The 13,257-nt window shown below is 52.2% G+C and carries 8 protein-coding genes; all 8 read left to right on the top strand.

From position 1 onward, the window contains the following. The first annotated feature begins 8 nt into the window (after window positions 1–8). Window positions 9–1,466 (top strand): sulfatase, encoded by a 1,458-nt coding sequence (locus tag OXG87_16140; GenBank protein ID MCY3871080.1) that lies wholly within the window; start codon window positions 9–11, stop codon window positions 1,464–1,466. Continuing rightward, window positions 1,448–2,776: a sulfatase gene (locus tag OXG87_16135; protein MCY3871079.1), complete on the top strand. Its 1,329-nt coding sequence runs from the start codon at window positions 1,448–1,450 to the stop codon at window positions 2,774–2,776. Before OXG87_16140 ends, OXG87_16135 begins: the two co-directional genes overlap by 19 nt. Window positions 2,777–2,787: 11 nt before the next feature. Beyond that, the gene (locus OXG87_16130; GenBank protein ID MCY3871078.1) at window positions 2,788–4,176 is read left to right on the top strand and encodes a sulfatase-like hydrolase/transferase; all 1,389 of its coding nucleotides are present in this window, start codon (window positions 2,788–2,790) and stop codon (window positions 4,174–4,176) included. Continuing rightward, a complete protein-coding gene (locus OXG87_16125; protein MCY3871077.1) occupies window positions 4,131–5,009 on the top strand; it encodes a sugar phosphate isomerase/epimerase in 879 nt (292 codons plus the stop codon). The genes OXG87_16130 and OXG87_16125 overlap by 46 nt, the downstream gene beginning before the upstream one ends. After that, complete coding sequence (locus OXG87_16120) at window positions 5,006–6,262, top strand: MFS transporter (GenBank protein ID MCY3871076.1); 1,257 nt, start codon at window positions 5,006–5,008, stop codon at window positions 6,260–6,262. The genes OXG87_16125 and OXG87_16120 overlap by 4 nt, the downstream gene beginning before the upstream one ends. A gap of 18 nt (window positions 6,263–6,280) precedes the next feature. Further along, window positions 6,281–9,316 carry a chondroitinase family polysaccharide lyase gene (locus tag OXG87_16115; protein MCY3871075.1) on the top strand — a complete coding sequence of 1,012 codons (3,036 nt, stop codon included), beginning with the start codon at window positions 6,281–6,283 and terminating at the stop codon, window positions 9,314–9,316. A 90-nt stretch (window positions 9,317–9,406) separates the two neighbouring features. Further along, window positions 9,407–10,018, top strand: coding sequence for an ATP-dependent Clp protease proteolytic subunit (locus OXG87_16110; protein ID MCY3871074.1), 612 nt, complete (start codon window positions 9,407–9,409; stop codon window positions 10,016–10,018). Window positions 10,019–10,350: 332 nt separating this feature from the next. Continuing rightward, window positions 10,351–13,257 carry a UvrD-helicase domain-containing protein gene (locus OXG87_16105; protein MCY3871073.1) on the top strand — a complete coding sequence of 969 codons (2,907 nt, stop codon included), beginning with the start codon at window positions 10,351–10,353 and terminating at the stop codon, window positions 13,255–13,257.

Genomic DNA, 13,257 nt, shown 5'->3' with positions numbered 1-13,257 from the left:
AGTTTTCTATGAATGTTATTCTGATTGTGCTGGATACCTGGCGTCGAGATCACGTGGGGTGTTATGACAATTCTCGGATTCACACGCCGAATATAGATCGTTTTGCCGAGCGGGGAGCGGTTTTTGAGAATGCGTATTTGGCTTCGTATCCCACGCTGCCGTGTCGCCGGGATATTGCGACGGGGCGATACGAGTTTCCATGGCGGGGATGGGGCGGTATAGAGCCTGATGATGTGACGCTGGGTGGTGTCGTGCATGAGGCGGGTAAGGTGTCCTACTTTTTTACGGATGTGTATCACCACTGGACGAGCAATCCGGGCAGTGGGTACTGGCGTCCGTTTTCGGGATTTGATTTTGTGCGCGGGCAGGAGCGGGACCGGTATATGACGGATTCGGATATTGTTTTTGAGAATCGGACGCTGGATTATCCGCCGCATAACAGGCCCGAGCAACCGCATTTCCGCAATGCGCAATATATTCGGAAAGAGGAACGCGATTGGTTTTCGCCGCAGCTGTTTTCGAGGGCGGCACGGTGGCTTCAGCACAATGCCGATCAGGCGTTCTTTTTGATGATTGATTCTTTTGATCCGCACGAGCCCTGGGATCCGCCACGCCACTATGTGAAGTTGTACGATGATTCGGAAGACGATGTGATGGAGTATCCGGTCGCGCCTTACGATTGGGTGGATGGCAATTTGACGGAGGCAGAGTTGAAGCGGGTGCAGGCGATTTATGCGGGTGAGGTGACGATGGTGGATCGCTGGGTGGGGCATTTTCTCGATCAGGTTGAGAATATGGGGTTGATGGATGATACAATGATTATTCTCGCGTCGGATCACGGGACGCATAATGGCGATCACGGGCGCACGGGAAAGAACTGGGTGCTCTGGAATGAGATTACGCGGATTCCGATGATTGTCTGGCATCCCGAGTTTGGTCATGGGGCGCGTCCCGTGCAGTTTGTGCAGCCGGTTGATTATTTTCCGACTGTGGTAGAGGCGATGGGGTTGGCGGTGCCCGATGGGGTGAATTTGCACGGGCAGAGTTTGATTCCGTTTCTGCGGGATGGGGATGCGCCCGGGCGCGATGCGATTTTGTACGGTCAGTTTTCGGGGACGTGCAATATTACCGATGGAGAGTATGTGCTGTTGCAGGGGGTGGATGAGTCCAATCCGCCGGTGTATGCTTATTCGAGTATTATTGCGAATCGCAATCAGTTTGATTGGGGTGCCGATGTGCTTCGGAGCAAGCAGACGCCTGCGCGACATCCCGAGAAGCACAAGACGCGGTTGTATCACATGCCTTCGGATCCCGATCAGGAGAATGATCTCGCCGATAGTGAATCAGATGCTCTGGCCCGTATGCAGAGTTTGATGGTTGAAAAGTTGCGCGCTATTGATGCGCCGCCAGAGTTGTTGGTGCGATTGGGGCTTCAGAAGGAGGGGTTATGGAACCGAATATTTTGATCGTGATTGCAGATGATGCGACGTATCTCGATTTGTCGCTGTACGGGGGGCAGAATGTGGATACGCCGAATATTGACGGTTTGGCGCGGGATGGTCTGGTTTTTAATCGGGCGTATTTGCCTATGGCGATGTGCAATCCGTGCCGTACAGCGCTTTATACGGGGTTGTACCCGGCGCGCAATGGTTCGTGCTGGAACCATTCTGCTGCGCGTCCGGGGACGAGGAGTCTTCCGCATTTTCTGGGGGATCTGGGGTATCGCGTGGGGCTGTGTGGCAAGAAGCATGTGGGTCCCAATAAGAGTTTTCCATTTGAGTATGTGCCGGGTATTGAGGGGGGATGCACACATCCCGATCCCGAGTTTGGCGTTGCGGGTATTCGCGCGTTTGTGGAAGCGTGTCGGGATACGCCTTTTTGTCTTGTGGCGGGGCTTTTTGAGCCGCATGCGCCGTGGACGCTGGGCAATCCCGAGCATTTTGATCTGGATGCGTTGAAGTTGCCTCCGTATCTGGCGGATACAGAGGAGACGCGGAGTGATTATGCCAGGTATTTGGCGGAGATTGAGGTGCTGGATCAGGAGGTGGGTGAGATTCTGGCGGTGCTGGACGAGACCGGGCAGGCGGATAATACGCTGGTGATTTTTACGTCTGAACAGGGGTCGCAGTTTCCCGGGTGCAAGTGGACGAATTGGAATACGGGTGTTCATACGGGTTTTATTGTGCGCTGGCCCGGCGTGGTGAAGCCGGGATATACCGATGCGGTTATTCAGTATGAGGATGTTGCGCCAACGCTGATTGAGGCTGCGGGCGGTGATTCAGGTGCGATTGATTTTGATGGGTCGAGTTTTATGTCTGTGCTGTTGGGCGAGGCAGATGCGCATCGGGAGTTCGCGTATTTTATGCATAATAATATTCCCGAGGGTCCGCCCTATCCGATCCGAGCGGTGACGGATGGTACGTATCACTATATTCGCAATCTGACGCCCGAGGCGATCTATATCGAGAAGCATCTGATGGGGCAGTTTCGATGGCATCAGTACTGGCCGACGTGGGTTTTTGATACGACGTTTAATGAACATACGCGGTTTTTGGTGGATCGATATATGCGCCGCCCTCCCGAGCAGTTGTATCGCATGGATGAGGATCCCTGTGAGTTGAATAATCTGGCCGATGATCCCGCGCACGCAGAGGCGAAGAAACGCCTGTCTGCTGAGCTTGATTGCTGGATGAAACAACAGGGCGATCCCGGTGCTGAGATCGATACAGAAGAGCAATGGCAAGCAGCTAAAGAGGGTAGGCATTTTGAGATTTAGGAGGAATCACAGTGTCTCGTCAACCAAATATTGTAGTTATTATTACGGATCAACAGCGCACGGATACGATGGCGTGTTATGGCAATGAGTGGATTCAGTCGCCGCATCATGACGCGCTGGCTGCGCGGAGTTTTGTTTTTGAGAATGCCTATGTGACGCAGGCGGTTTGTACGCCGGCGCGCGGGTCGCTGATTACCGGGCTTTATCCGCATTCGCATGGGTGTGTGGTCAATGGGATCCCGCTGAGGGAGGAAACGTTGTCCATCGCGGAGATGATGCCCGATACGTACCGCAAGGGGTATGTGGGCAAGTGGCATTTGGGAGATGATGGCAACTGTCAGCACGGGTTTGACGAGTGGTGCAGTATTGCGGATGGGTGTGGTTACCACCAGTGGCTGTTGGATCAGGGCTTTGTTCCGGATGTGCCCAACAGGTTTACGCCCCAACAACGCGCGATCATGCCGGCATCAGCGCAGATTGGGGCTTATGTGGGCGCGGAGTCCGAGCGGTTTATTCGCGAGAATACGGGGCGTCCATGGTTGCTCGTTGCCAGTACGTTTGAGCCGCATCCGCCTTATCGGGGACCTTATGACGGGTTGTATGATCCCGAGGAGATTCCGGTGGGACCGACGTTTTTGAAGCATCCGGAAGGGCACTCGCTGTTTAATCGCGTGCGTTCGGATTTTTATCGCAATACCACGGATGCGCGGGTTGTGGCAGAAGATATGACGCGGGATGAGAATTGGCGGAAGTTGCGGGCGCAGTATTTGGGCAATGTGAAAATTGTGGATGACGCCATTGGGAAGATGGTGCAGGCGCTGGATGAGACGGGTCAGATGGAGAATACGATTTTTGTGTTTACGAGCGATCACGGCGAGATGGCGGGCGATCACCGCATGTGGGAGAAGCGGGCGTTTTACGAAGAGTCGGCGCGGGTTCCGTTTTTGATGCATGTGCCGTGGTTGAGTGCGGAACAGACGCGGGTGGATGGGGTGTTTGGTCACGCGGATCTGGTTCCGACGCTTTTGGATCTGGCGGGTCTGCCGATTCCAGATCAGTGTCAGGGTGAGAGTGTGGCAGGTGCGTTGACGGGTGAGCGCGATTTGAGGGAGCACATGGCGTTTATGGAGTGGAATGGGATTGGTGACCGCAATTTGGGGAATCCCGATATCAATTTGGTGGCGACGCTGCCGTGGCGCTGTGTTGTGACGGGCGACCGGTGGAAGTTGAACTTGTGTGCGGGCGATCAGTGCGAGTTGTTCGATTTGAATACGGATCCTTTTGAGGAGAATAATTTGTTCGATGCGCCCGAGCACAGGGATCGCGTTCGCAATATGGCGGCGGCGATTCGCTTGTGGCAGCACGAGACGGGCGATACGGCACCTTTGCCGAATATTTGAGGAGAATAGCTATGGGTTTTTCGTATTGTTTGAATACCAGCACGATTCGCAATGAGGGTGTTTCGGTGGTCGATGCCATCGATATTGCGGCGGATGCGGGTTATGAGGGGATTGAGCCGTGGGTGGCAGAAATTGATGAGTGGGTTGCAGGGGGTGGTTCGCTGTTTGAGATACGCGATAAGGCAGCGGATAGGGGGATTCAGATTGTCAATTTGATCGCGTTTTTTGAGTGGTCAGTGCCAGAGGATGAAGAGCGGGCAAAGGGGCTTGAAGAAGCGCATCGCTGTTTTGAGATGGCCGATGCGCTCAATTGCACGTATGTCGCGGCACCGCCTTTTGGGATTCGAGACCGGGATGTGGATTTGTTTTCTGTGGCGCGTCGCTATGGTGAGTTGATGGATGAGGTTGCCGGGTTTCAGGCGAAACCTCTGCTGGAGTTTTGGGGTATTGCGCAGACTCTGGGTACGTTGGGCGAGGCTTTGCTGGTGGCGGCTGAATGCGGGCGGCCCAATACGGTGCTGCTGGCGGATGTTTATCATATGTACAAGGGGAGTGGACATTTTCACGGGCTGGAACATCTGGGTCCGGGCAAGTTGGGGCTGGTGCATGTGAATGATTATCCAGCGTCGCCCGGCAGGGATACCATAACAGATGCGGATCGGGTTTATCCGGGGGATGGTTTGGCGCCCTGGTCAGAGATTGTGGCGGGGTTTGAGAATGCGGGGTATGAGGGGATGTTGTCTCTGGAGTTGTTTAATCCGAGCTATTGGGCAAAGGGGTCTGTTGCGGTTGCAGAAGAGGGTCTGGCAAAGCTCAAGGCGTGTGTGGAATGAGTTCTAGAACTGTTTTTGGCAATGCACTGCCCGCGCGCGTGCCGTTTTATTACGGTTGGGTGGTTCTGATTTTTGCGGCGGTTGCGATGGTGGCGACGCTGCCGGGCAGGAGTGTTGGTATTGGTTTGATTACGGAGCCTTTGATCGCGGATCTGGGGATTTCCCGGCTCGATTTTGCCGAGAAAAATTTTTGGGCGACGATTTTGGGGGCGTTGTTCAATTTGGTCTGCGGTTTGGCGATTGATCGCTTTGGGGTTCGAGTTGTTGTGACGGGGGTGCTATTTGTTCTGAGTGCGGTGGTTTTGGGTTTTAGCCAGATGACAGGTGCTGGTTTTTTGCTTTTGTTGCTGGTTTTGATGCGGGGTGTGGGGCAAAGCGCGCTATCTGTGGTGAGTTTGACGATGGTTGGCAAGTGGTTTGTGCGGCGGTTGAGTGTTGCGATGGGTATTTTTGCCGTGCTTATGAGTCTGGGCTTTGCGGTCGCTATTGTCGTTGCTGGCGATGTTGTGCTCAAGCAGGGTTGGCGGGTTATGTGGTCGGGGCTGGGGTGGATTTTGATGGTTCTATCTGGTTTGTGTCTGCTATTTGTTCGTCGAGATCCGGAGGCGGTTGGGCTGGATACCGAGGTTGTGAAAGATGATGAGTCGGATGAGCCGGTGGTTGGTTTTACGCTCGTACAGGCGTTGATGACACCGGCTTTTTATGTGTTTGCTATTGGGAGTGCGCTCTACAATCTGGTTATTGCGGGGGTGATGCTGTTCAATCAGTCTATATTGGGGGAGTTGGGGTTTGATGAGACGGTGTTTCAATATGCGATGGCGATGTTTATGGCGACGGGTTTGTTGGGGAATTTTACAGCGGGGTGGGCGGCGCGCCGATGGTCTTTGGGCAGGCTGATGACGATTGCGATGCTGGCGGTTGGCGTTTATTTGCTCGCGTTTCCGGAGCTTAAAACATCGGGGCAAGCGCTGACACATGCGGGATTGCTCGGTTTTTCAGGTGGCGTGGTTTCGGTGATTTTTTTTACGGCGTGGGCAGATATTTTTGGCCGTCTTCATCTGGGTAAGATTCAGGGCGCGGCACAGGTGTTTGCGGTTTTGGCTTCTGCAACGGGTCCGTGGTTTATTGAGTCTGTTTTTAGTTCTGCGGGGTCTTATGCACCGGCGTTTTACGCGCTGGCTCCAGCGGTGTTGCTGGTGGCTATTTTTGCCTGGTTTGTGGATATTCCCAGGCCAGAGGATGCGCCGGTATAGTTTTAGAGGGGTGTGTTTATGAAGTGGATTTTTATTTTTTTTCTTAATATGGCCAGTGCGGCGATGGCACAGGATATGCCCTGGCGCTATGATTTTGAGGATGGGTCCGGGTCCTATCGGGCAGATGCGGGTAGCGAGGTGTCGCTTTCAGCGAGGCGTTATAAAGGGGGACAGCACTCCTTGAAGTGGTCATGGCAGAATAACGGGCGGCTTTTGTTCACGGATCCCGCGCCGGGACGCAATAAGGCGCTGACCGGGTTTCGGGCGTGGGTGTATAACGAGGTGGCGCTCGATGAGGTGCTGACGTTTGGGTTTGGGACAGAGTCCGAGTTGGGGGCAAATAATCCGCGTTACCAGTTTGAGTTTGGCTTGAATTTTACGGGCTGGCGAGCGATGTGGATCCATTTGCGGGAGGATGCGCGAAACAGATCTTATGAAGGGGCGCGAAATGGACGGGTGACGGCGTTTGAAATTAGGGCATCGAATAGTGGGGTTGTTTATCTGGATTTGATGGAGTTGGTGGAGAGGATTCACTCCAGGCGATCTCCCGATGCACAGGTTCCATTTGTCAATGCGAGGAGGGCTGATAGGAGCCGCGAATATCGATGGAGTCTGAACAGGTTGCCGGGTCCGCTTCCTTTGCAGATTACCGATGAAGAACGGGAGGCTTTTGAGGCGATTGCCCGGCGATATGAGGTATGGGTTCTGGGCGATGGGGTGAAGGATGACCAGCGGGAGCCTGTGAGGATTCGGCTCAACGAACTCAAAGCCTATATAAGGCGTGGGTATCGCAGTCTGGCGGATTACGAGATTCGACGCGAGGATAACCGCATTTTGGGAAAACCTCTGTTTGCCGAGTTGTCGCCCTATGAACCCCTTTTTCAGAGTGTTTTCCAAGGGGTTTTGTTGCGTCTGGTGCTGGATTATCGGTTGAATGGCAATGAGGAGGCGAGAGACCGGGTGATAGATGTTTTCGATTATTTGCACGATCAGGGTTGGGCAGATGGCAGTGGTGTTGGGGCGATGCATCACGAGTTTTTGCGGGTTGCTGGCTATGCCCACGCGGTGTATTTGATGCGGGATGTTTTGCAGAGCAAGGGGATACTGGCGCGGGAGTTGGCGACGCTGAAATGGTTCAGTATGTTTGGCGAGTTGTATGAGGATCCTGAGGTGCTGGGCGCGAATGCGGATTTTATACGCTCGGTGGCGATGTATCGGTTGTTGTGTATTTTGATGATGGACGATTCGCCCGAGAAGGTGGCGAATATGCGTCGCTATGTTTTATGGCTCAATAATGCGCTTGCTATTGCGCCGGGGTGGCTGGATACGATTAAGCCGGATTTTGTGGGTTTTCACCATCGGGGTATTTACGCGAGTGGGTATGCGCCAAATGCTTTTCACGTGGCTTCAATTCTGGTGTATTTGTTGTATGATACGCCTTTTGCAGTTGCGGAGGAGAAGCGCGATAATTTGAAGCAGGCGCTGTTGACGTCCAGGATTATGGCGAATACGTACGATATTTCAATGGCTGTTAATGGTCGTTTTCCGCGGAATACAGCGGTGGCTACCAAACTGTTGCCGGCGTATATGTATGTGGCTTTGAGCTATTCTCCGGTGGATGCGGAATTATCGGGCGCGTTTATGCAGCTTTGGAAACCGGATTCGCAGTTGCTGATAGAAGATTTGTTCCAGCGGGTATCGGTGCGGCTGATGTATTTGCACACGCCGGGTGCGATGCAGATGATGGCGAATTTTGCAGAGGCGGGGTACGTACCTGCCGCTCCGCCGTCCGGGCACTGGACGTTGCCTTATGGCGCATTGTCCATTCATCGGCGTGGGGACTGGATGGTGAGTATGAAGGGGTGGAGCAAGTACGTGTGGGATTATGAGTCGTCGGGAAGGAATAATCCGCTCGGTCGCTATTTGAGCTATGGGACGATGCTGATTTACGGCAGTGGCGATCCGGTTGGTCGCGAGGCGAGTGGGATTGTGCGGGATGGGTGGGATTGGAGTATGTGGCCCGGTACGACGATGATTCGCTTGAGTCATGAGCAGCTCAAACACGAGGGGCGTGATCGCAATTTTTCAAATGAGACTTTTGTGGGTGGAGTGAATATAGATAGGCAAGACGGGGTGTTTGCGCTGAAGCTGCACGATACGAGGTTCAATACGAGTTTTCGGGCGGTTAAGACGGTGTTCTGTTTTGACGATGTGCTTGTTTGCCTGGGGTCGGGTATTGAGAATGATGATGGTGGGCATGCGACTGTGACGCCACTGTTTCAGGCGGCTATTTCTGAGGACCGTTCTACGGGGGTGAATGGGGAGCGTGTGCGTGCAATTCCTTATGCGTTTTCGGGGACGACGGGGCAGAAGGCATGGCTGATGGATTCTCTGGGCAATGGGTATGTGGTTCCAGATGGAGGCGAGTTGCGCGTGCAGCGTCAGGTGCAAGTTTCTAAAAATTATGGCAGGGATAGCGGCGGTACAGGGGCTTTTGAATTGGCGTATTTGGATCACGGGAGCGCGCCTCAGGGTGCGTCATATCACTATGCCGTGCTGGTGCAGAGGTCGCCGGATAGGGTGCGTGCGTTTGCGAGTTCACCGGAATACGATGTGTGGCAGAGAGATCATCAGGCACATATTGTGCATCACCGGGGGATGAAGATGACGGGTTACGCGCTATTCGATACGGATGCAAGGCCAATAGATGGTCCGGTTGAGGGTGTGTCTTTGCCGAGTTTGGTGATGGTTCGAGAAGTGGATGATGGGTTATTGCTTTCGATGGCTGATCCGGATTTTGGGTGGCGTTGGGAGATCCAGACGCCGCACCGGCAGGATGGGTCGCTAATTGTCAATCAAGCGAGTGAGCCTCGGAAGGTAGAGGTGACTGTGCGGGGAACATGGCGTCTGGATGGCAGATATGATCTGGCGGACGCAAGGGTTCAGTCGGATCAGACGGTTGTGGCGTTTATGTGTCAGGATGGTAAGAGCGTGGAGGTGAAGTTGGCGAGGGCAGATGGTGGCGATGCTTCGCGTTTGGAGAAAAAAAATTAACCGCAAGGCTCTTGACTCAAATGGGGATATGGGATAAATTGAGCCATTGGACATAATGGGTTTTTTGATTTTTATTTTTTGGAGGACTGGATGATTTTTGAGGACGATGTGATCCTTGAGGATGAAGAGAAAGAGGAAGACGGTGCGTCGAGAAATGGTATTTTGAACAAGGGACTGATAGATGCGCGTACGATTTTGATTTCCGATCCCGTGGATCACAAATTGACGGCTAAGGTGACGGCGCAGTTGCTGTTTTTGGATCATCAAGATTCGGAAGAGCCGATTAAAATTTTTATTAATTCGCCCGGCGGTAGTGTGTACGATGGGTTTGCGATTTACGATATGATCCGATTTATCCGCCCCAGAGTAAAAATTATCAGTGCGGGTCTGTCAGCCAGTGCAGCGACGGTGATTATGATGGCGGCAGATAAGGTAGATCGGCTGGCTTTGCCAAATTCTCGCCTTATGATTCACCAGCCTTCGATGCGGTTTCAAGGGGTGGCTGAAGATGTGCGACGCACGGCTGAGGAGGTCGTGAAGATTAAGAAGAAGATTAACGAGATGTATGCCGATGAGACCGGTCAGCCACTTGAAAAGATTGAAGAAGATACGGATCGAGATTATTGGATGAGTCCCGATGAGGCTGTGGAATACGGGTTGATCAGCCGGGTTGTGAATGGGTTTGATGAGATAGATGAATGAAGTCAATTAAAAATTAGGAATTGATATGCACAGCGCGTAAGTCCGTCTCGCAGCGGACATTCTTATGGTATTCCAACTATGCAGGCCACTGCATGGTGTATTATTACAAAAACGCTTTGCGCTGTGCAAGCCCCCCGCAGGGGCGCCCTTTTTTTGCTTCATTTTTTTGGGCGCGCAAAAAAATGAAGTCGCCGAAGGCAAAAAAGCAATATATATAAAAAAGTTATATACTCCGCTGTAACACAACAGCATGAATTATGCACACCGTATTTATTTTTTTTAAAAGAGTCTCCTGAGTAAGGAGACTTTTTCTTTTGTTTGATGAGACTTCAATGAATACACTTAAAAACAAAAGTATTACCCCGCATTGGATGATGCGTCTTTTGGGCGCGAGGACGGCAACGATTTTAATTTCATCTTATGGTCTGATTTTGGAGAGGGCCGGGGGTGAGCGCTTTGTGGTATGTACTGAAAATTTGACGCGAGAAGATGTATTACACCGGGGGAGGCTGTTTTTTGAGCTGGTGTTGCCGACGGATCGCGGAGCGCAGCAACTGAAGGGTTTGCACAAGGCAGAGGTGGATGGGTTTTTCGACTGGTTGGAGGATTATTGGTATTGGTTGGAGGAGTCTCAAAAGTTTGCGTCAGAGGTGCGGCGGTGTGCCGGGGAGATTAATAGATTGCTGGATGCGGGTTATTTACGCAGTTCCCGCTGGTTGAAGATCAGGGCGATGGCGCGGGAGATGCTCGATCAATTTCGCAAGGTGCCGGCGGTGGGGTATTTGGATCGCAATCGCCATGCCGATTTTACGCTGGTGCAGGAGGTGGCACACTGGGGTGGTCAAGAGGTGGAAGATTTTCGCGCGCAATATGTCAAGCGTCTCAAGGACCAGTTTTCGACCTTTTTTGATGGGGTGGAGAGCAATCCGCTGAGCGAGAGCCAGCGCGATGCCTGTGTGATAGATGAGGACAATAATCTGGTGCTGGCTGGTGCGGGTACCGGTAAGACGAGTGCGATGGTGGGACGCGCGGGTTTTTTGGTTGAGAGCGGGCAGGCACAGCCCGATGAGGTTCTCATGCTGGCTTTTGCGAATAAGGCGGCACGAGAGATGCAGGAGCGGCTGGATGAGCGCGTGGATAAGAAAGGTGTTGTTGCGAGTACGTTTCACAAGCTGGGCAAGGATATTATTGCTTCGGTTGAAAAGGCGCAGCCTTCGATTTCACCTCTGGCAACAGATGGCGCGTTGCTGGAGAAGCATGTCGATGAGTGGTTTGAGGAGCTGCTCGCAATTCCGACCTATAGACAATGGGTTCTGGATTATCTGGGCTATTACAGGTATCAAGAGGTCAATCCCTTTGATTTTAAAACTCAGGGGGAGTACTTTGAATATATTTTTGCTAATGAGATTCGCACCTTGAAGGGGGAGATGGTAAAGGGTTTGGGTGAGTTGTGGATCGCCAATCATCTGTTTATGCTGGGGGTGGCATATCAATACGAGGCCGATTATGAGCATGAGACGAGGAGTCCAGATTATCGGCAATACCAGCCCGATTTTTATCTTCCGGATTGCGGTATTTATCTGGAGCACTGGGGTATAGACCGCGATGGCAATACGGCGCCTTTTGTGGGGAAGAAGAAGTATCACGAGGGAATGGATTGGAAGCGCAGAACTCATGAGAAGTACGAGACGCGCTTGATTGAGACCTTTCACTACGAATATTCCGAAGGTCGCTTGCTAATTGGCTTGCAGGAGAAATTAATACAGGCTGGGGTGCAATTTAATCTGCGTTCGCCAGATGAGATGCTGGATACGCTGAGGGAGTTTGGTGAGATTCGCGATTTGACGCTGTTGCTCGCGGATTTGTTGAGGAGGTATAAGAGCAATTTGCCTCGTCCAGATCAACCGTGGAAGGAGATTGTCCAGGGCGTTGACCTGAGTCTGGTTCAGCAACAGGCTTTGAAAATTGTGGTGCCGATTTATGAGAAGTATGAAGCGTTTTTGAAAGAAAATCGGCATATCGATTTTGACGATATGATTGGCAGGGCAATCGCGTATGTGAAATGTGGTCGTTTTGTTTCGCCCTGGCGATATATTCTGGTGGATGAGTTTCAGGATATATCCGAGCCGCGTGCGCGGTTGGTTAAGACTTTGAGAGAATCTGTTGATGTGTGTTCTCTGTTTTGCGTGGGGGATGATTGGCAGTCGATTTATCGCTTTACGGGTAGCGATATTCGGTTTACTACGGATTTTGAAGAGAGATTTGGGGCTACTAAAATTACGGTTCTGGATAAGACTTTTCGGTTCAATAATAGTATTTGCGATGTTGCATCCCTGTTTGTGCTTCAGAATCCGGCGCAGGTTAAAAAGTCGTTGACCACGCACGCGATGGTAGATCATCCCGCGGTTTCGCTGTTGCGCGAGAAGAAGCGTCGCGGTTCAGAGGCGGATCTTGACGATCGGCTGGATCGTGTGCTGGCGCATGTCGCCGCGCGGGCGGAAGAAGGCAGTTCGGTTTATTTGTTGGGCAGGTTTCGTTTTAACTTGCCCAATGACACGCAGATGATGATGTTGAGAAAGCGGTTTCCCACTTTGTCTATTGCGTGCAATACCGTTCACGGTGCGAAGGGTTTGGAGGCGGATTATGTGGTGGTGTTGGGGCTTGAACGCGGTCAGTACGGTTTTCCTTCGCAGAAGACGTCTCATTCTTTGCTTGAGGCGCTGTTGCCCGCGTTAGATCCCTTTCCATATTCGGAGGAGCGCCGTTTGTTTTATGTCGCGCTGACACGCGCCAGACAGCGCGTGTATTTGATTGGGGATATGACGAATGCGTCTGAGTTTTTGGTCGAGTTGTTGAAGAATAAATATCCGCTGGCGCTGGACGATTTTGAGACCAGTTTGGAACAGGCGTCTTTTGAGCACATTCGCTGTGTGAAGTGCAAGACGGGTACGCTTGTTGCCGTGCAGGGTAAGTCGTTTTACGGTTGTAGCAATTATCCGTTGTGCAATCATACTGAGAGCGGATGTCAAGCGTGTGGCAATCCGATGCAGCGGGTTGGTCGGTTTAAAATATGTCTCGATGCCGATTGTGATTCATGGTTGCCTGTTTGTCCGAAGTGTGGCGCGGATATGGTTCAGCGCAAGGGGCGCTATGGGGCTTTCTGGGGGTGTAGGAATTTTCGCGGGGATGATGATATTTCTTGCCGGCATACGGAGAATAATATTTCTTTTTCTTCGTGA

The organism is Gemmatimonadota bacterium (genome assembly GCA_026706845.1).
Lineage (GTDB): Bacteria > Latescibacterota > UBA2968 > UBA2968 > UBA2968 > VXRD01.
Note: the sequence above shows the minus strand (reverse complement) of the source record. Positions and strands in the feature narration are given on the sequence as shown.